Here is an 18,174-nt window from a genome sequence, read left to right as displayed (position 1 = left end):
TGGCTTCTAGTCAGCGGGGTCGTAAGTGGGGTCACGGTAGCACAAATAGCATACCGTGTTACACTGACTTGGCAGCGTTCATCCGCGTAATTTATTAATGCACAATGGTTCTTTCAACTTCAAGATTTGTCACATGGATCACCAAATCGTAGCCTTAGGGGAAGTTCTTTTCGATTGCTTTGACGGCAAGCAAATTCTAGGCGGTGCACCCACAAATTTTGCCGGTCATGTGCAGGCGCTGGGAGCATCGGCCGCAATTGTGTCGGCTGTAGGGGATGACTCGCTTGGTAAGCAAGCCACTCAAGAACTAGAGCGTCGCGGCATCAATCTTTCGGGATTGACGACTAACAGCTTCCCAACAGGGACAGTTGATGTCGTATTGAAGAACGGACAGCCTAGCTATACGATCAACCGTCCGGCAGCGTGGGATGCGATTGAGGCGACCGATGCCGCCCGCGATCTGGTCAGTAATGCGGCTGTGGTATGTTTTGGGACGCTAGCTCAACGTGAACCCCAGTCTCAGTCAGCCATTACCGAACTGTTGAAGCTTGCGCCGGAGAATGCACTCCGCATTCTTGATGTGAACCTGCGCAAGCCCGTGATCTCTGACGCTATAATTCGAAGTTCCGTCCAGCTTGCAAATTCGATTAAATTGAACGATGAAGAAGTACCAGCGGTTGCCTCTGCACTAGGAATCGCTGCTGATTTTGATGCGTTTTCACGAGAGTTGCAGACTGCGTTCGGAATCAATCTCCTCTTCATAACATGTGGATCTGCAGGGGCAACGATTTATCGCGGCGATGAAAAGTGCCAAGTTCCTGCAGCACCCGTTGAGAAAATCGTGAGTACCGTGGGGGCTGGAGATTCATTCACGGCGGCGGCAGTGCTGGCTTGGCTACAGCGAAAGCAGCTTTCCGAAATCGGTAAAGAAGCGGTGTCACTCGCGGCTAAAACATGCGGCCATCAAGGAGGACTTCCGCCGCTAGGATCTGCCCAGGACTGACGCTGACCCAGGGAGGATTTAACGCATTGTTTCTTTGGGCACCCGCTTCGCTTATATCCGACCCATCAGCAGCAAGATCAAGAGAATTAGGACAATCAGACCGATACCACCGCTTGGGGCATATCCAAACGAACGGCTGTGTGGGAAAACGGGTAAGACGCCAATGAGGAGCAAAATCAAAATAATCAGAAGAATCGTTGGCATGCTATGGTCGCCTTTGTCACAGAGCTGAGAAAATAGTGTAAGCGACTTGATTAGCAATACGCGTGCCATCATCGAAACCTACATTGATCCGCTATTAGCAATTGTGGCATGAGCGATTATCATTCATTGCACGACTGCAAAAGCATCGCCCCTGTCGCGGACACGCCTGAAATCTCTACAGATCAAAGGAGCGAATTGACTCGAGGAGTACCACTTGTTATCTGAATTGACTACCACAGATTGGTTGTTGCTCGTTATTGCAGGTATGGGGGTCGGGATCTCAAAAAGCGGTTTGGCTGGATTCGGCATGCTGCACGTCGTGATCTTTGCCAAAGTATTTGGCGGTCGCGATTCGACCGGCGTACTACTGCCGCTTCTGATCGTTGGCGATGTCTGTGCGATCCGGATGTTTGGACGTGAGGTCCAGTGGGACTATGTAAAGCGGCTGATGCCAGCGGCGCTGATCGGAGTGCTGATCGGTTGGTTGCTGATGGGGAAATTGAATGAACTGGCGATTCAACGCTTGATAGGCGCGATCATCTTCAGTTTGACGTTGCTGCAGATGGCAAGGATTTGGCGACCCGATATGCTAGGTCGCTTTCCTCATTCACTCACATTTGCATATGCCGCCGGAATACTTACTGGTTTTACGACGATGATAGCCAATGCGGCGGGCCCCGTCATCGCGCTATATCTTCTGTCCGTTTCCATGCCCAAGCTACAGTTAGTGGGAACATGCGCATGGTTTTTCTTCATGCTGAACTCTTTTAAAGTGCCATTCAGCTACGAACTAGGCTTGATCAATCGGAATACGTTGCTGGTTAATTTAATGCTCGTGCCTACAGTTGTGTTGGGGATCTTCATTGGTAGCTCGATCGTTCATCGTATCCCGCAAAAAATCTTTGACAGCTTGCTACTCGCCTTCACCGCTATCGCATCGCTTCGCATGATCGGTTTCTTGTAGTTTGTCGGTGTGCATCAAACGACGCAGTCGGCAAGCTTTACCTACGTGGCAGTTTGTGACTTCGGACCGACAATTTCCATGCGAAACCGGAGTTTTGACTGGAATGCAAATAGCTGCGTGCAAACCTTGAGGAGTGAAATCCTCACGATCGAGATAGTGTATTTGGTTCACTTAGGGTCAGATGGCGAAGATGAAATCAACCGCAATAGAACTTGCATGCTTATGTTGTATCGCTGCAACTACGTTTGGGTGTGCAACCAACCGACGCAACTTTCAGTACTCTGCGCCATCGCCACAAATTGTGCAGCCATACACGAGCAACTATCCATTGGCTAACTCGACGATTGTTGGCAACGGAGTGAATGATTACGGCATTATCAACCAGCCACCTCCGGGTGTCGTGATCGCTGTTCCGCAGGAACCACCCCGCCCTACCATGTGGGGGCGATTGGTGGAAATGGAGCAGAGGAAAAACGCGTGGCTCCGACGCAATTTTCTGGGCGAAAACTAAGTCTTGCTCGACCTCTCGCCATTCCTAACTCGCAGTTCCTGCAGCAGCGGTGGAACATACCGGCTCAACAGTCCCGCCAGTATCAGCGCACCCCCGCAGTACGTCCACCATTGCGGCGGTTGGTAAGTAGGATGATTTCGCCAAGCGATAAAGACCCACAATGGTAATATGACGGGTTCGATGAGCGTTAGCAGTGACGCTTCCGTCGGCGTGGTCGAACGCAGACCACGTCCGAACATGATGTAGGGAACTGAAATCTGCACGATACCAAAAAGTGCTAACGCTATGTAACTCCCGAGCGGTACCGCTGTCGCTGGGGCCGCGACGACAAAGGGGCATAGCATCACAACGGTAGCGAGATGGTTTAGCGTGATCAGCCACGTCGGATCGATCTTGGGCATTCTGCGCATCGACATGATAACGCCAGCAAAGAAAATTCCCGACAGGACTGCCATCCCCGTTGCGTAGAGGTTGCCACCCGACCTAAGCTCCATGGCAATAATCAAGACCACGCCGCTCAAGCAGCAGAGAACCATACGGACATCAGCTGGGCTGGCTCGCTCTTTGAAAAACAGCAGTGACGCTAAAAAGACCCATGCCGGACAAAGATATTGCAGCCAGATAGCATTTGCAGCTGGTCCGCTGACAACGGCGGTTAAGAAGGTCCAGACCATCGCAGCAAAACTGAAGGCCATTGGTACCATCGCCCAATGCCAAGTCGGCTTGCGGATCAAGGGCAGCAGCGTTAGCAATGCAAAGAAGCCTCGCCAAAAAGCGAGCAACAACCCTCGTGACTCAAGCGGCCAGTTATCGTACCAAGGGGCTTTTGCGAAGAAGCCGCTCGTGCTCCAGAGAATTGCCGCACCAACGATCAGCGCGCGGCCTTGCCATCGTTGACGATCTGTCTGCTCCAAGATAAATCAATCCGATTGTTATGGATCATTGTTGGAACAAGATCGCTGGATACTTTAACGATCTACGTGTTATTGTTTTTCAAGCTGGTTTTCGACCGCAACGATCGTCGCTTCGTGTTCAGACTTGAGCTTAGTTAGCTCTTCAATCACTTCTGGGTTTTCAGCAGCGACATCAAATTGTTCGCTTGGATCATGCCCCAAGTGAAACAACAAAGGCGGCGAATGTTGAACAGCCTCCTTTTGCCCTACATACTCGGTGCGCGTTTTGAAGTGAGTCTTAAACATGCCAGAGCGAATGGCAAAGACTTCTTCACCGTGATAATAAATCATGCTCTTCCGCGGGCTAGGATCAGCATTCAGCAGAGTTGGCGTTAAGTCAAAGCCATCATAGACGGTTTCCGCTGGAAGTTCTGCGTTACTCAGCTTTGCAACGGTAGGAAGCAAGTCCAAGGTTGCACCAATTTCTGTAATTACCGCTGGCTTGATCGTACCGGGCCACCAGAAAATGGTCGGCTCGCGCATACCACCTTCCCAAGTTGATCCCTTCCCGTCTCGCAACAGTCCGGCTGAACCGCCATGCGTGTTGTACAGCTTCCAGGGGCCATTGTCGGAAGTGAACACTACGAGAGTATTTTCTGCCAAGTTCTTTGCGCACAGAGCGCTGACAATCTGACCGACCGACCAATCGATCTCTTCAATGACGTCACCATATAAACCTCGGCGACTAGTGCCGCGGAAATCATCCGATGCAAAAAGAGGCACGTGAGGCATGTTGTGTGCAAGATAGATAAAAAATGGTTGCTCGCTTGCCTTGTTGATAATCTCAACAGCTTCTTCGGTGTACCGTCGTGTTATAGTTTGCTGGACTGCAGGACGTTCGAATACCTCCGTGTTCCTCATCAAAGGCACGTTGAAGTACTCGTTCTTTGGCTCCAAAATTCTCTCGCGCCCGGTTGGAGCCGAAGCGACAAGATCCATATCGTTTGAGTATGGAATGCCAAAGTAAGAATCATAGCCATGCGAAGTGGGCAAGTATTGCGGTAGATGACCTAGATGCCATTTGCCGACAGCATGCGTTGTGTATCCCTGTTGTTTGAGCACTTCAGCGATCGTCAGCTCACTTGCGGGTAGTCCGCCAGCAGAGTCAGGAAAGAGTACGCGTCGCTTGCTGCTGCACATACCACTTCGAATCGGATAGCGTCCCGTTTGAAGTCCCGCGCGGCTAGGTGTACAGACACTTGCTGCGGAATAAAACTCGGTCCACTTTTGTCCTTCGAAGGCAAGCCGATCGATATTTGGCGTCTCAATCGTCGGATGTCCGAAACAGCCTAAATCACCGTAACCTAAGTCGTCACAAAAAATAACAATGATGTTGGGAGCCGCAGCGTTGCCTGTCGAAGCAATCATTGCCACAATCGCTAGCGTCGCCGCGACGATCCACTGAACCCGAAACAGAGTTGGGTTGGCAGGTTTAAGTTTCATTTCTGGCATCGTTTATCGTTGTTCTTCCTAGGAAACTAATTGAGCCCAGATGGCTCAATCCATGATCCTGGTGTACATCATATCCTCAAAGCGTAACAGTTTGCCCATCCGCTTCTAGTCCATTCTGTACGTTGGCGGAATTGCAAGCCAGCATCGCGATGTTGCTAACCGTGGATTTAGTAGCCGGGAGGAGAGCGCAGGTTGACTCGACCGTAAGACCTGGATCGTTGTGGGCAACTGAAGCTATTCTTCCTAAGATTGTATTTTACCTAGATTTTTATAACGCTGATGAACTTAGCATCAAATCTTTTTGCACCAGGGCCTTCGCCAAAGTTATTGATTGCGCCGAACGGACAGACCGTCAAAATTCCGGAGGACTGGACCTTGTTGCCTCCTGGCGATGCCGCCTTGACGCGCCGCGTCAAAGCGGCGGGCGCACATTGGGTTGTGCAGGAGAAGAAGGGACGAAAAACTTTCTCCCGCGGTATTTGTGCTCCGCTAGCTCGCGTGAACCAGATTCGCGCGGATTTGGCAGTCGAACGAGCGTCCGAAACGCACGCGAAACGTACTCTGCAAGCCAAGCAACGCCGCGAAAAAAAGCAATCAGCCTACGTTGAAGACTTCTATGGTGCGGTACTCCAGTTCCTCAATTTTCATCTCCGGTATGCCACCGAAGGGCAACGACTCGCAAAAGCTGTCACAGAACATGCGACACCCGTAGGCAGTGGCACGGTGGCGCGAACAGAACGTATCCCCATCGAAGATCGCGTTCAAGCGGCTGTGATCGCTTGGATGAGGCATCAGACGACCGCTTACGATACAATGGTCATTCCACGAGTGAAAGGCAAGCGTCGCGAAGTCCGCAGAATGCTCGCCAGTGAGTCTGAACGTTTGTTAGGTTACTATCGTCGCGGCGATTCGATATCCGATGCTTGCCCACTTCGAAAAGCTTTAGTGCAAATTAAATGACACATCATGGAGAGGCAATGGTCCATTCATTCTCCCAATTGGAAAGCAAACTCAAAACCATGGTTCGAACAGCTCTACTTTTGTTACTGGGATTTTCGATGTGGACGGTCGCGACCAGTCCCGCTCCAGGAGAGGAAGCAATCGAATTTGAAATCGAGTCACTGCCTGTTGAGCTAAACGTTGGTTATGCCGTCCGCGCGGTCGATGTGAATGCTGACAACCGGCTGGATATAGTAATCTTGGACAGTAAACGCGTATTATGGCTGGAGAATCCAAGCTGGAAAGAGCATGTCGTTTATGAGACTCCGGAAGCGAAGTTTGATAATGTGACTTTCGCCGCCCACGACATAAACGGCGACGGACGAGTCGACTTTGCATTAGGCGCCGACTGGCAGTTCGGGAATTCAGATTCTGGCGGCACCATCGGCTGGCTCGAGCAAACTGACTCGGTGCCGTGGACCTATCATGCGATTGATACTGAGCCAACCACGCATCGGATGAATTGGGCTGATTTGCGAGGCAACGGCAAGCCGCTGTTGATCGTGGCCCCGCTGAAAGGGCGTGGTAGCCGAGCGCCTGGGTTTGATCAAACAGGCGTGCGACTGTTAGCTTTCGAAACCCCTATGGATGCTGGTAAGGCTGCATGGGAGAAACGCGTTTTAACGGATCAACTGCATGTTATGCATAATTTCCAGGCGACCGATCTAAACGACGATGGCCGAATGGATCTTATTACAGCAAGTTACGAAGGTGTTAGTTGGTTGCAGTTCGATGATAACTTGGAGGTGCGAATTAAGAGGCTTGGTTCGGGGCAAGAACAGACTGCTCCTAAACGAGGCTCAAGTGAAATCAAGCGCGGTCGGTTGGCGAGTGGTCGGAATTATATTGCGACGATTGAACCGTGGCACGGAGACAAGGTTGTTGTATACGTTGCGCCCGAGGATTGGGAGTCAAGCGATGGATTGTGGGCTCGTTACGTTCTTGACGACCAGTTGGCTTGGGGGCATGCGATCGCTTGTGCGAATCTTGACTCTGAAGATGGAGAGGAGTTGGTCGTCGGTATTCGCGATGACTTGAATGGTCAGTATCGAAGTGGATTGCGAATATACAAACCGATGAACGCCGAGGCGAGCGAGTGGTCACGACAGATCGTCGATCCAGGCGGGGTGGCGATTGAAGATATGATTACGGCCGACTTCGATGGCGACGGCGATAACGACATCGTCGCCGTTGGTCGAGCGACAAAGAACGCAAAGATCTATTGGACCAAGTAGAATTCGCTAATTCGTTAACCCAATAAAGAAGCGAAACAGGTCTCTCTTCCCGGGAAGAACCCTGAAAAAATGGGCGATACAGGACCAGCACGGCCAAGCAAAAAGCGGAAGAAAAGTTGATGTTGCCATTGGCGGTCTTGCTGGCGGTCTTATTTCATACTTTTTAAGGAGCGAATGATGAAGGTAGTAATTCAAGAAACCAAAGTAGATGACGCCGAACCTCAATTCAGTGTTCTGATTGGCAGAGCTTTGGCCAATGCAATTGTGGCCAATGAATCGATAACTTTGCATATTGTCGAGATTGCCCCAGAGAAGCTTCTGGCAATAGCTCCTGAGGTTCACAAGGTAACATTCTAAGCAACTGCCGATTCGGCAATTGCATCTTTGCATACTGTAGCCAAACTCTCTTGGCCTCTTGCCTCCGGCTACAGTATCCCTTGCCCCGTTGCAGCACTTCTGGCATCGTTGCACCTCAGACGCCCTTGGGAGGGCTTTCACCAGGGGGGGGGTGACCTTCTGGCATCGTTGCACCTCAGACACCCTGATTAGGGTGACACCCTAACGCCCTAATCAGGGTGTCAACACTCTAGTGTCACGGTGTCATTTTAATCAAAAACCCTTCTTTTTCTTACCTTTTCTTTCTTTTGAAAAGAGAGTTATGACACCGTGACACTAGATATTGAAAGTTTTCCTTAGAGAATAGAAGTTATTTGCTTAATTGAATTCAGAACAAGTTGACTTTTCACCCGGACAACCCGGACAACCAACGAATTCATTGGTTAAAACCCCATATTCACCTGGGCATTCACCTGGGCATTCACCCGGACAGGATTGAAAGGGGTGAAATGCCGGCTCGTTGCAGCACCTATGGCATCGTTGCAGCACCTATGGCATCGTTGCAGCACCTATGGCCCCCCCCTTTCAGAAAAGCATCTGTATCTCTCTAAGATCGCCAGCACTCCCTTCCGTGAATTTCCGCAGAGAATTGGCCCGGAAGTCATTCTTCATCGGTGTTCACTTCCGTAACTACCTATTCCTTGGTGGTTTACGTTTTTGTCCGAAAGCAAATAGTAGAAGGACGGAAATGCTCCGTCCCCGGTTCGCTACTTACTATTTGGAGCATCCAATGCCCGCCTATTTGACAGTGAAAGACCTAGCATCGCGATTTCAAGTCACGACGCGAATGATTTACAAACTGATTGCAGAAGGGAAACTGCCAAAGCCCATCAAGCTTGGCGTCTCATCTCGCTGGAAACTTGAGGAGATTGAGAAAGTTGAAAAGCAACTCGCAAGCAGTCGAGGTGACCAATGCTAAGCAATCAAGATATTCATTCCCTGGCCATAGAGCTACGCGCCGGACTTGCGCAAGACCTCAAGTCTATGGCCGGTGGCCTTTTGGTCGAATTGGGAATTGATGCCATCGCAGATGCGGTGGTTGCAAAGCTTAATCAGGTCAAACGTAGCGTTACCGTGGCCGAATATGCCGAGGCTCATTCAATTGGCCAACGCACGGTTCGGCGTGCAACGGCAGAAGGCCGCTTAGAGCATTCCAAAGTCGGCAGAAGAGTCTTAATCCCAGTCGATGCCAAGATTGAGTAACGGCAGCCTAACAAACAAAAAGCCCACTTGCTATTAGCCGTAGCAAGTGGGCCTCAATTCATTCATAACTTTACATCAATATAGTTCAAACCAATGTTAGAAACAAGTATCAAGAGAAGCGGTAAGTCCAAACCAAAACGCAAGTTCTATCCTGATTACATTCCCCAAGAACTCAAGGACATCGAGCAATGGGTATGCTGGAAATGGAGCTGGAATGGCGAAAAGTGGACAAAGCCGCCGATCAATGCGAAAGGCAACAATACCGGATGGTTGAAGAAAAAGGATTGGTTAGGTGACTTCGAACAAGCCCATCAGGTTTTTGAGGTAATGCCACAACATAAGAGGGCCGATGGACTTGGCCTCTCCCTTGGTGAGAATGGCGTGCAATTGGACAATGGCGATTGGCTCGTCTGCGTCGACTTGGACAATTGCATTGATCCTGATTGCGATTACCCCGGTCACAGAACCCCCAATGACTTTGCATGTAAGACTATTCGAGACCTTTTTACCTACTCTGAAGGAAGCCCAAGTGGTGAAGGCGTAAAGCTTTGGCTCCGATGCGACGATATCGAGAGGCTGAAGCAATATGGCTCTAGCAATCACGAAGCTGGCGTAGAGATATTTTATAACAAGAAGTATCTCACAGTCACGGGGAGCCGTTATCGTGGTGAGGGCATCGGCACGGAAATTGCCACCACTGGCGATACTTTTTGGGAACTATGCGAGAAGTATCTACCGAAGAGGCCCAATGCCGATGCAGTAGCCAATTCTGAATTAGACATTGTTAAATCGGCACTTGAGACAATCGATGCGGATTGCGATTATACCACATGGCGTGACATCGGCATGGCGTTGCATTCAGTTGACCCAGTGGCCGGATACATTGTTTGGGACAAATGGAGCGAATCCGGATCTAAGTATCGTAGCTCCCAAGAAACCAAAGCAAAGTGGCAGAGCTTTAAGCCAACAGCAGATGGGATCACAGTTGCAACCATTTATGCACTTGCTCAAAAAGAAGGCTGGAAGCATCCGGGAATCAAGCAGAGGTCCAGGAATGCCGCTAAGGATTCCGACATGCTTGCGATTGCTAAGGATATTGTGCAATCGACAGTGCAATTCGGATGCCCCTCAATTGCTTGGCATGGCGGAAAGCTAATGACATGGCGTGAAGGCCGTTATGTCTATATGGACAAGGAAGAAGAAACGAAGTTCCTCCTTGACGAATGTAATAAGCGAATGAAAGGAGTATCTTGGTCGAACATTCAGATGGTAAGGAGCAATATCATGTCGATTACACTAATCGACAAAAGCAAACCGATACCGCGCTGGCGGACCGATGTCCATCCTAATTGGGAATTGAGCGATTGCCTCATTTGTAAGGACAAGATTGTCCACGTACCGAGTTATCTGGCTAACAAGAAGGATTACTCAGTGCCGAATACCTCGGCAGTCTTCAACGTGACAGCAACAAGCTACGATTGGCCAGCTAACAAATATGAATGCCCCAATTGGCGCAAGTTCCTTGAAAGCGTTTTCCCCGGTGATGAAGAGTCTAAGCTACTACTTCAGCAATGGCTTGGCATTCTGCTAACGTCAACCAAAATGTATCACAAGATATTCTTGATGATTGGGCCACCAAGAAGCGGCAAAGGTACGATTCATAAGATCATCGAACTATTGATCGGCCAAGGCAATTGCGTTACTCCTGACCCTCCTACCTTGGCAAGCAAATGGGGTAACAGTCTTCTAGTCGGCAAATCTGTTTGCTTCATAGCGGATATGAAAACGCCACCAAGGGGAATGCGTTCTACATTGGTCGAGAAGTTTAAAAACATCTCTGGCGATGACCCCATAACAATAGAATTTAAGGGCAGAGACCCATATGACGATAGGGTTCCTTCCAGAATCGTCATCTTTGCCAATGAGGTGCCAGACCTCAAAGATTCTTCCGGTGCATTAGCTGGCCGCTATTCAGTCTTGAGAATGAAAGAAAGCTTTGCAGACAAAGAAGATAGACAATTATTCAATAAGCTTAAGAAAGAGCTTCCAGGCATTCTGCAATGGGCACTTGGCGGCTTAGAGAATTTAATGTTCGATGACTTGGCACAACCTTCAGCAAGCAAAGACTTAGTGGATAGTATCAAGAGCGTTGCAAGCCCGATTGGTATCTTCGTTAAGGACTGTTGCATTTTAGACCATGATGCCACAATTCTAAAGTCGGAATTGCTAGCTGCTTTCAATGCTTGGCAACAAGATAATGGCGAGATGTTCAAAATGGCCCCCAACACTTTTGGCATTCAGCTAAGGGCCGCATTTCCCAAAATTGATACCGAGTACAGAATGCCAACACCACAACGACAGAGAGCGTACAGAGGCATTCGACTCAAGACGCCGTTGGCAGGGCTTTCACTAGGGGAAGGGTGACCTTCTGGCAAATATAACAGCACCTTCATTTTCGATGCGCTGTCACTCATATTGACTTTTCACCAGGACAACCAACCTATTCATTGGTTAAAAACACTTTCGCACCCGGACACAATAAAAGGAGTATTACGAATTGGCATCATTGAAACGGGAATCTGACCGAGGGCGTGAAGGCTGGCGTCTTCGATTCTATATCAACAAGAAGCAAAAGTCGCTCTGGCTACCAAGTGACCTATCACAAATGGATGCTCAAATCTGGGAAATGCACATTGAGCACCTTTGCACTTGTGAAAACAAAGGTGCGACACGCTCAAAGAGCACTTCCGCTTGGCTCGGCTCGTTGCCAATTGCCGAATTGAAGCGGCTCGCTAGCTTTGGATTAATTGAACCACCGCAAGAAGCAATCATTGCACCTGAGAAAATATCGCCAACACTTGATGACCTTGGCCGAAGCTTCATTGATGCCAACAGAGATGTAAAAGACTCAACGGTCGCCACCTATGACAAAACGATAAAATGCCTGATACGCTTCTTTGGTAAGAATCGGCGAATCGATACGATAACTGAATTGGATGCGATAGCATGGCGTAACTGGCTCAAAGCAGAAGGCAATATTCGGGAAGGCAAAGAGCGTAAAGACAAGACAGGAAAGAAGATACAGGGCAGTACGAAGCTTGCAGAAAACACCGTTCGGCGTCGTTCTGGCATTGCACGGCAGATGTTCAATTTTGCTATCAAGTCAAAGCACATTTCCGCAAACCCATTTGCCGAATTGCCAACAACAGTTAATGCAAACGTAGCGAAGCAGCAATTTATACCTTGGGACACGATACATACGTTGATAGAGGATCACGCACCCAATGTCGAATGGCGTTTGATTCTGGCTTTGGCAAGAATTGGTGGCGTTAGGTGTCCTTCTGAACCCATGCAGCTAACTTGGCGAGATATCGACTTTGTAAATCGGAGGATGACAATCAGGGCGCCAAAGACAGAACACCATGCCGATGGAGGCATTCGCCAATGTCCCATCTTCGAGGAATTGATGCCGTATCTTTTGGACCAATACGAAGTGGCCAAACAAAATGGGCTTGGTCCCGATGATTACGTCATCCAAGAGACTCGTGGGTCGGAATCGCTATATCGAACAGGCGTGATGCGAATGATTAAGAAAGCGGGAATGAAACCTTGGCCGAAGCTATTCCAGAATCTACGCGCAAGCAGAGAGACAGAGCTATTGGCTAAGTTTCCGGTTAAAGATGTTTGCTCTTGGATTGGTAACAGCGGACCAGTTGCAATGAAGTACTATGCAATGCCCCTTGAGTCAACATTCAGAGAAGCCGCTGGCTTTGGCGGTCTTGCTGGCGGTCTTATTGATTGTCATAATCAGGCAACTGGTGGCAACTCAACAGAAACCAGCAAAGCGGAAGAGACCGCAGAGACCAAGGAAAACGTTGGTTTTGGCAACTCGGGGCATCCTATTGTGCCCCCCTTATGCCAAGATTCAATGGGCGATACAGGACTCGAACCTGTGACCCCCTGCTTGTAAGGCAGGTGCTCTAACCAACTGAGCTAATCGCCCGCTTCTTGTTCGGCAATCTATTTCATACTAGATGGCCGTTCAAAGCATTTGTTCGTAATAAAATCGACTCGCCTGCTATTCCACTGAACTCAAAATGCACAATGGGCTCGAATCGATCGGAGGTCCGCGATTTATATCACATCAAGCGAAACCATCAACTAACTTTGTATCTTTCATGCCCAAATGATTATTTGAAAAATCTAAACAATGCGCCTCGGGCAAGGACTTTTCTATCTTCGTCGCAACCTGCACGAATCAAATTTTGATCTGAATTGCAAGCAGCTTTACACGGCCAAGCTTATAACGCGGGGCGCTTGCGGGCCATGTAGTTACGTCGCTCTGCACGCTGACGTGCACGACGCTTTGTTTCGCTCGGCTTTTCGTAAAATTCACGCCGACGCATCTCTTTCTTAAGTCCGCTACGCTCAACCAATTTTCGGAAACGGCGAACAGCTTCTTGAATCGTTTCCCGGTCACGGACCAACAACCTGACCATGCATGCCTCCTCTTAAGGGTATCTTATTTAGCAAAACGTTAATTAACATCGACATATTCATTCACACACCTCCATCAATCCGTGCGCGGCCCTGCGACCGGCGAAATGTGAAAGGAACGACGAACTTCTGAGATACTGCACGCTGAAAAACGACAATACTCAACATTTCTGTCAAAATGTGGCCCCGTAGTTTAGCGGTTGGCTTGCCTGTGTCCAGTCGAATCAGACCGCAAATCTCATACTTTTAGCCCCTTTTCCACCCACTTTTGTTACGAGCTCGCCACGGACGACTGCTGCGGCCTGAACTGACATTGCTCCACGGTCTCCATGCCCTGCCGCTTCAAGCGTTGTTGGGGCCGTCCTCCGAGCTGAATGACTGCCAAGAAGTTTGCTCCGCCAAGTTCGCAGTTTGCCCAAATCGCGTTTTTTGCCTAACCAGAACTGGCGATTTCGCCTCAGCTTCGCACTTCTAGGTCGCCGAACTGAACAAGGTTGATGATCTCACACTAAAATCGAGGTTGAGATGGCAAGGGAAGATTTGGCAATCCACAGCGAAGTGGATTTCGCTGCAAATGAAGAAGGCCTGCAGTTAATCGCAGAGATCGAACGCCTTCAAAACTATGTCTTGGACGAACTCGATTCACTCAATGAACGAATTCGTACCGTTTTCCGCACATTTGGCTACAAAGAAAGTGCGGAAGAAGACGCGATGGAAGAGTCTACTGCCGCCGATTGAGCTATTTCTCGAAGCGGCACCACGGCAAGCGAATCTCAAACGTCGTTCCAACGCCCAACTGCGAACTAAGCTTAACGCTTCCGCCATGAGCTTCCACAATGCGCCGCGCTTTACAAAGCCCAATTCCTAACGACCGTCCAGCTTCACGGCCACAATAATATAGGTCAAAGGCTTGTTGAATTCCGGCCGCCGAAATGCCGCAGCCGTTGTCGGTGATCGCAAATACCACTGCGGGTTCAAGATCGGGGCACTGAACCGCTTCGGCTAGGGATACATCGCAGCGGACGCAGCGGAACGATATCGTAGCGCCAGGCTCGCTTGCCTGAAGGCTGTTCTGAAAGATTGCCTGCAGCGCTTCTTGCAAGGCGGTCGCGTCCAAACGAACGGGAAGTTGCGATTCAGAAATTTCGTAATCAAACACCAGCCTTGCCTGTTCAGCCTGCTCGCTAAAGCTGACAACGCAGCGTTCCGCGATTAGCCTCGCATCTTGAAGCGACAACTGGATCTGCGGCTGCTGAACGGCCAGCATCATCTCGGCCAGCATCTCGTGAGCGCGTGTGCTTTGCTCAATAATCACTTGCAAAGACTGCCGCTCGTTGGTGTCCGAGCAAACGGCACGTAACTGCTGAGCACGGGCGGAGATATTGGCCAACGGGTTGTTTATTTCATGGGACAGTCCGTAGGCGAAGTTATACATCGTTTCTGCGACCCGTTTTTCAACCGCCTCATCAAACCTCTGCCCGGCCGTCTCGCAACCAAGCCAACTGAGTGCCGCGCAACGCAGTGCATCTAAGGCGAATTGACGATCACTATCATCACCGACCGTAAAATCACCGAACCGAGGTAAGCTGCCTTGAGGCTGCCTCGCGATCTCTTCGATCAGCGCTCGCAGTTTTAGCTTCCAACCTCTTTCTTGGACCACGCCCAGCAACTCACACAACTCCGTTTCGCTACGAGAGTCGGGCTGAACATGATAGGGTGACCGGGCAGCGCGATAGATCACGGCTGTTAGCTGCCAGATGGTGTTGGAAGAAGTTGCAATCGCCTGATTCATGCCATCAGTTTACCGTGTAAGCAGCACGCGTGTATTCTGCTCCGGCGAAATTTATTGCGGCAGCCTGCTTCGCTCTCGAACGACAAAAAGCCCGGACTGCAAGGCGACTTTGCAACTCGGGCTTTTTTGAAGTTTTCGGGCAGCGATCGGAAGCAGCGATTCGCTGTCCCTTTGACAGACTTCAATTCGAAAATTCTAGCTGAAGTCGCTATACGAAGCGTGCGTTCGACTAAGCGGCGACGGGACGATCGACTTCGATCAAATCGCAAACCTTGTCGAGCAATTTCTCGGTGGTGAATGGCTTTTGCATAAAGTCGTTCGCACCAGCGGCCCGGAGATCGTTGACTTTATCCATCTCGACCATACCCGAGATGCACAGAATCTTGACGGAATCCATAGTGCGATCGCTACGAACACGTTGGCAAACTTCACGCCCGTTGATGTCTGGGAGCATCACGTCGAGGACTACGCAGTCGGGACGAAACTCCTTGACTTGCATACCCGCATCAAAGCCGTTGTTTGCCGTTCGGATTTCGAATCGGCCATCACGTTGGAAGCAATCGACCATGAGGTCTACTAAGTCTTGATCGTCATCGACGATAAGTAATTTTTTGCGACCGCTCTCCAACGCATCCGTTGGAATACCGTTGTCCTTCATAAAGACAAACAGTTGGTCACGAGGTATACGGCGAAAGCGACTACCGGGAACGCGAAATCCTTTTAGCGTTCCGTTATCAAAACAACGAATGATCGTCTGTTGGCTAACTTTACAGATCTTCGCCGCTTCACCAGTTGTAAATACTGTTTTTGTACTGGACATTGCTTCGAACCATCCTTCCTCTTGATGGCTGAGGGCCGGACCCCAAACGTCGCACAAGGCTGGACCAAAGTAAAGCTGCCTTACAGCAAACTTCACTTGGTGGCGTCGCCAGAGCAATGGTTATCGGCCACGAAGTTAATGAAGACTTGGAAAATCGAACCGACACATCGTCTTCGATACGCGTCAGTCGTTGCCGGTACATCCTGTGACGTTCGCCACGCCTTCCAGGCTTACCAAGCTTCCCGACTCCTCGCAACATATCGATCTGAGATGTTGCAGGTCAAGATGAATCGGGCAAAGAGATGCAATAGGTAAGAAAAGTAGTCCACGAAGCTTGGTGACTCTTGGTTGTACGGAGAAATCGCAGGGTTTGTTCGAGTCATCCAACGCGTCTTGCCACATCCAGAACTCGAAGTTTTCGTCCGCCGATAGGAATTTTTTGCAAGTTCTTTCGATTTTCTTTCCGTAGCTGCGTCCGCCGAGCTCTTTCGTAGCTGCGTTCGCCAAGAACGCGGTTGAAGTTAGGTGCGATTCCTGAAAATGATGCCTTTCCTGAAACGGGGTGACGATCATGGATAGCGGCGTGTCCTGAAAACGGGTGCCACTGCTGGCTTGTCCAGCAGTGCTCGTGGCCGCGGGGTTCGGCCTGCGAAATGAAGAAGCTCAGCAACTTTTACTTTTCTATTTTCCGTTTGATCCCCAAGCCTGAAAGGCTGACACATGTCAAACGAGTGTGTCGGCCCTCCGGGCCTTGAGGCATTACAAAGGCTTGGTTCCGGGGCCTTCGACCCCGGCAGAGGGTCTGTCAGCCCGTCGGGCTTAAATTCACCCACACGCCCCCGGCTTCTAGGCGAAGCCTAAAAAAGTGTGCCACTGCTGGCTCGTCCAGCAGTGCTCGTGGCGCAACGGTCAAGCTTTCCATTGTGCCCCCGGCTTCTAGGCGAAGCCAGCTACGATGCGCTTGCGTCCGTCTTCCCGTAGCTGCGTTCGCCTAGAACGCGGTTGAAGTTCGGTGAGCTTTCCACTACGCCCCCGGCTTCTAGGCGAAGCCAGCTACGATGCGCTTGCGTCCCTCTTCCCGTAGCTGCGTTCGCCTAGAACGCGGTTGAAGTTCGGTGAGCTTCCCAACACGCCCCCGGCTTCTCGGCCAAGCCAGCTACGGATCAATGCCGATACGCACACCGATCTCAATTTTCTCATTCGCGGCGATCTTCAAGCTTCGATCACCAACGTTCGCCGTCTCGACGCAGCACATCCTTAAATACTCTTCATCACCAAAATCGGCCAGTCGCTTCGATTTGGCAATCCAAGGATTCCAGACAACAGTCGACTGAGACTGATAAGGCTGCAAAATCAGCTTGCGATTCCAAGCTGGATCATGAATCGAGATCCTGTCCACTGCCCCGTCGTAGATCCGATCGACCTCTTGATCAAACTGGATAAAATCGCCCGCTCCAGAATGTGTTTGCCCAGTCAATTGGTCAAGATGCGAGAGCTGCTCCAAACCTGAAACACTCGCACTATGAACGTCACCCAACGCAAAGTACGAATGCAACGCAACTTCGCATTGCTTGGCAACCATCGCCTCATTGCGAATGACCAGACGCATGTCTAAAGTCTGTCCGAAGCTGACAATGTATCGCAGTCGGTAAGGATCAATGTTAAGCTCCAGTTCAACCTTCAGCTCTCCATCGGCATATCTCGAACTGATGACGTGCCAGACTTGAGTGCGAACGAGGCCGTGCGATGGAGCGGTCGAATCCTTCGGAGCTGGCCCAAACCAAGGAAAACAGATGGGCACGCCGCCACGGATCGCCTTCCCCGCCTCGAAAATAGCTTGGCTGCTCATAAACAAAACTGGGTGTTCATGATCGGAAGGTTGATAATCCGTAACCTGAGCGCCCAGCAAGAAGAATCGACCGCGACACTCGTTGGTTGCCACGATTCCGCAAATCAGCCCGCTTGTGTGCTCCTCAAAATGTAACTCAGTGCCAATAGCGTATTGGGCGTTAAGTTTATCGAGTGAGCTTTGGTCTATACTATGCATAATTACCTGCGACTTCCAAAATACCACATACCAGGATGATTCTCTGCGAATGTAGTTCAATCGTACGGGGTTGCGATGCGGCTGGTAACCCCTTGGCA

General features: G+C 50.2%; 18 protein-coding genes and 1 tRNA gene. 11 read left to right on the top strand and 8 right to left on the bottom strand.

Going from position 1 to position 18,174, the window contains the following annotated elements:
- Positions 1 to 133: 133 nt before the first annotated feature.
- Positions 134 to 1,003 carry a PfkB family carbohydrate kinase gene (locus SH451x_RS21300; RefSeq protein ID WP_479359146.1) on the top strand — a complete coding sequence of 290 codons (870 nt, stop codon included), beginning with the start codon at positions 134 to 136 and terminating at the stop codon, positions 1,001 to 1,003.
- A 51-nt stretch (positions 1,004 to 1,054) separates the two neighbouring features.
- Here the strand turns inward: SH451x_RS21300 and SH451x_RS21295 are convergent, their stop codons facing one another.
- Positions 1,055 to 1,276 carry a DUF3309 family protein gene (locus tag SH451x_RS21295; RefSeq protein WP_479359145.1) on the bottom strand — a complete coding sequence of 74 codons (222 nt, stop codon included), beginning with the start codon at positions 1,274 to 1,276 and terminating at the stop codon, positions 1,055 to 1,057.
- Between the two features lie 145 nt (positions 1,277 to 1,421).
- Between SH451x_RS21295 and SH451x_RS21290 the strand changes: the two genes are divergently transcribed.
- Positions 1,422 to 2,171, top strand: coding sequence for a sulfite exporter TauE/SafE family protein (locus SH451x_RS21290; RefSeq protein ID WP_479359144.1), 750 nt, complete (start codon positions 1,422 to 1,424; stop codon positions 2,169 to 2,171).
- Positions 2,172 to 2,361: 190 nt separating this feature from the next.
- Positions 2,362 to 2,682 carry a hypothetical protein gene (locus SH451x_RS21285; protein ID WP_479359143.1) on the top strand — a complete coding sequence of 107 codons (321 nt, stop codon included), beginning with the start codon at positions 2,362 to 2,364 and terminating at the stop codon, positions 2,680 to 2,682.
- Here SH451x_RS21285 and SH451x_RS21280 read toward each other — a convergent pair.
- Complete coding sequence (locus SH451x_RS21280; RefSeq protein WP_479359142.1) at positions 2,679 to 3,596, bottom strand: DMT family transporter; 918 nt, start codon at positions 3,594 to 3,596, stop codon at positions 2,679 to 2,681. The two genes, SH451x_RS21285 and SH451x_RS21280, sit on opposite strands and share 4 nt — an antisense overlap.
- Before the next feature lie 69 nt (positions 3,597 to 3,665).
- Positions 3,666 to 5,078 carry a sulfatase family protein gene (locus SH451x_RS21275; protein WP_479359141.1) on the bottom strand — a complete coding sequence of 471 codons (1,413 nt, stop codon included), beginning with the start codon at positions 5,076 to 5,078 and terminating at the stop codon, positions 3,666 to 3,668.
- A 288-nt stretch (positions 5,079 to 5,366) separates the two neighbouring features.
- Here SH451x_RS21275 and SH451x_RS21270 point away from each other — a divergent pair, with 288 nt between their 5' ends.
- The 7 genes from SH451x_RS21270 (at position 5,367) to SH451x_RS21240 (ending at position 12,890) form a co-directional block, all read left to right on the top strand.
- The gene (locus tag SH451x_RS21270; RefSeq protein WP_479359140.1) at positions 5,367 to 6,047 is read left to right on the top strand and encodes a DUF2293 domain-containing protein; all 681 of its coding nucleotides are present in this window, start codon (positions 5,367 to 5,369) and stop codon (positions 6,045 to 6,047) included.
- Between the two features lie 59 nt (positions 6,048 to 6,106).
- Positions 6,107 to 7,321: an FG-GAP repeat domain-containing protein gene (locus SH451x_RS21265; RefSeq protein WP_479359139.1), complete on the top strand. Its 1,215-nt coding sequence runs from the start codon at positions 6,107 to 6,109 to the stop codon at positions 7,319 to 7,321.
- Between the two features lie 177 nt (positions 7,322 to 7,498).
- Entirely contained in the window at positions 7,499 to 7,678 is a 180-nt protein-coding gene (locus SH451x_RS21260) for a hypothetical protein (protein WP_479359138.1), read from the top strand.
- A 727-nt stretch (positions 7,679 to 8,405) separates the two neighbouring features.
- Positions 8,406 to 8,636 carry a helix-turn-helix transcriptional regulator gene (locus SH451x_RS21255; protein WP_479359137.1) on the top strand — a complete coding sequence of 77 codons (231 nt, stop codon included), beginning with the start codon at positions 8,406 to 8,408 and terminating at the stop codon, positions 8,634 to 8,636.
- Complete coding sequence (locus SH451x_RS21250) at positions 8,630 to 8,920, top strand: excisionase family DNA-binding protein (RefSeq protein WP_479359136.1); 291 nt, start codon at positions 8,630 to 8,632, stop codon at positions 8,918 to 8,920. The genes SH451x_RS21255 and SH451x_RS21250 overlap by 7 nt, the downstream gene beginning before the upstream one ends.
- A gap of 93 nt (positions 8,921 to 9,013) precedes the next feature.
- On the top strand, positions 9,014 to 11,344 hold the full coding sequence (locus SH451x_RS21245; protein WP_479359135.1) for a phage/plasmid primase, P4 family: 2,331 nt from the start codon (positions 9,014 to 9,016) through the stop codon (positions 11,342 to 11,344).
- Positions 11,345 to 11,585: 241 nt separating this feature from the next.
- Positions 11,586 to 12,890 carry a tyrosine-type recombinase/integrase gene (locus SH451x_RS21240; protein WP_479362926.1) on the top strand — a complete coding sequence of 435 codons (1,305 nt, stop codon included), beginning with the start codon at positions 11,586 to 11,588 and terminating at the stop codon, positions 12,888 to 12,890.
- Here the strand turns inward: SH451x_RS21240 and SH451x_RS21235 are convergent.
- Positions 12,850 to 12,923 (bottom strand) — tRNA-Val (locus tag SH451x_RS21235). The genes SH451x_RS21240 and SH451x_RS21235 overlap by 41 nt on opposite strands.
- 298 nt (positions 12,924 to 13,221) lie before the next feature.
- Entirely contained in the window at positions 13,222 to 13,419 is a 198-nt protein-coding gene (rpsU, locus tag SH451x_RS21230) for a 30S ribosomal protein S21 (RefSeq protein ID WP_479359134.1), read from the bottom strand.
- A gap of 523 nt (positions 13,420 to 13,942) precedes the next feature.
- Here rpsU and SH451x_RS21225 point away from each other — a divergent pair.
- Positions 13,943 to 14,155 carry a hypothetical protein gene (locus tag SH451x_RS21225; protein ID WP_479359133.1) on the top strand — a complete coding sequence of 71 codons (213 nt, stop codon included), beginning with the start codon at positions 13,943 to 13,945 and terminating at the stop codon, positions 14,153 to 14,155.
- Between the two features lies 1 nt (position 14,156).
- Here the strand turns inward: SH451x_RS21225 and SH451x_RS21220 are convergent, their stop codons facing one another.
- The 3 genes from SH451x_RS21220 to SH451x_RS21210 all read right to left on the bottom strand — a co-directional run bounded on the left by SH451x_RS21220 (position 14,157) and on the right by SH451x_RS21210 (position 18,076).
- Positions 14,157 to 15,209 (bottom strand): sensor histidine kinase, encoded by a 1,053-nt coding sequence (locus SH451x_RS21220; RefSeq protein ID WP_479359132.1) that lies wholly within the window; start codon positions 15,207 to 15,209, stop codon positions 14,157 to 14,159.
- A 229-nt stretch (positions 15,210 to 15,438) separates the two neighbouring features.
- Entirely contained in the window at positions 15,439 to 16,029 is a 591-nt protein-coding gene (locus SH451x_RS21215; RefSeq protein ID WP_479359130.1) for a response regulator, read from the bottom strand.
- A gap of 1,156 nt (positions 16,030 to 17,185) precedes the next feature.
- Positions 17,186 to 18,076, bottom strand: coding sequence for a D-hexose-6-phosphate mutarotase (locus SH451x_RS21210; RefSeq protein ID WP_479359129.1), 891 nt, complete (start codon positions 18,074 to 18,076; stop codon positions 17,186 to 17,188).
- Between the last annotated feature and the right edge of the window lie 98 nt (positions 18,077 to 18,174).

Source organism: Njordella aestuarii (assembly GCF_056494165.1).
Note: the sequence above shows the minus strand (reverse complement) of the source record. Positions and strands in the feature narration are given on the sequence as shown.

Excerpts from the sequence above, each read along its gene's own strand:
- SH451x_RS21300 (WP_479359146.1), top strand. The coding sequence starts at position 134 with ATGGATCACCAAATCGTAGCCTTAGGGGAAGTTCTTTTCGATTGCTTT.
- SH451x_RS21295 (WP_479359145.1), bottom strand. The coding sequence starts at position 1,276 with ATGGCACGCGTATTGCTAATCAAGTCGCTTACACTATTTTCTCAGCTC.
- SH451x_RS21285 (WP_479359143.1), top strand. The coding sequence starts at position 2,362 with ATGAAATCAACCGCAATAGAACTTGCATGCTTATGTTGTATCGCTGCA.
- SH451x_RS21275 (WP_479359141.1), bottom strand. The coding sequence starts at position 5,078 with ATGAAACTTAAACCTGCCAACCCAACTCTGTTTCGGGTTCAGTGGATC.
- SH451x_RS21270 (WP_479359140.1), top strand. The coding sequence starts at position 5,367 with ATGAACTTAGCATCAAATCTTTTTGCACCAGGGCCTTCGCCAAAGTTA.
- SH451x_RS21265 (WP_479359139.1), top strand. The coding sequence starts at position 6,107 with ATGGTTCGAACAGCTCTACTTTTGTTACTGGGATTTTCGATGTGGACG.
- SH451x_RS21260 (WP_479359138.1), top strand. The coding sequence starts at position 7,499 with ATGAAGGTAGTAATTCAAGAAACCAAAGTAGATGACGCCGAACCTCAA.
- SH451x_RS21255 (WP_479359137.1), top strand. The coding sequence starts at position 8,406 with ATGCTCCGTCCCCGGTTCGCTACTTACTATTTGGAGCATCCAATGCCC.
- SH451x_RS21250 (WP_479359136.1), top strand. The coding sequence starts at position 8,630 with ATGCTAAGCAATCAAGATATTCATTCCCTGGCCATAGAGCTACGCGCC.
- SH451x_RS21245 (WP_479359135.1), top strand. The coding sequence starts at position 9,014 with ATGTTAGAAACAAGTATCAAGAGAAGCGGTAAGTCCAAACCAAAACGC.
- SH451x_RS21240 (WP_479362926.1), top strand. The coding sequence starts at position 11,586 with ATGGATGCTCAAATCTGGGAAATGCACATTGAGCACCTTTGCACTTGT.
- rpsU (WP_479359134.1), bottom strand. The coding sequence starts at position 13,419 with ATGGTCAGGTTGTTGGTCCGTGACCGGGAAACGATTCAAGAAGCTGTT.
- SH451x_RS21225 (WP_479359133.1), top strand. The coding sequence starts at position 13,943 with ATGGCAAGGGAAGATTTGGCAATCCACAGCGAAGTGGATTTCGCTGCA.
- SH451x_RS21220 (WP_479359132.1), bottom strand. The coding sequence starts at position 15,209 with ATGAATCAGGCGATTGCAACTTCTTCCAACACCATCTGGCAGCTAACA.
- SH451x_RS21215 (WP_479359130.1), bottom strand. The coding sequence starts at position 16,029 with ATGTCCAGTACAAAAACAGTATTTACAACTGGTGAAGCGGCGAAGATC.
- SH451x_RS21210 (WP_479359129.1), bottom strand. The coding sequence starts at position 18,076 with ATGCATAGTATAGACCAAAGCTCACTCGATAAACTTAACGCCCAATAC.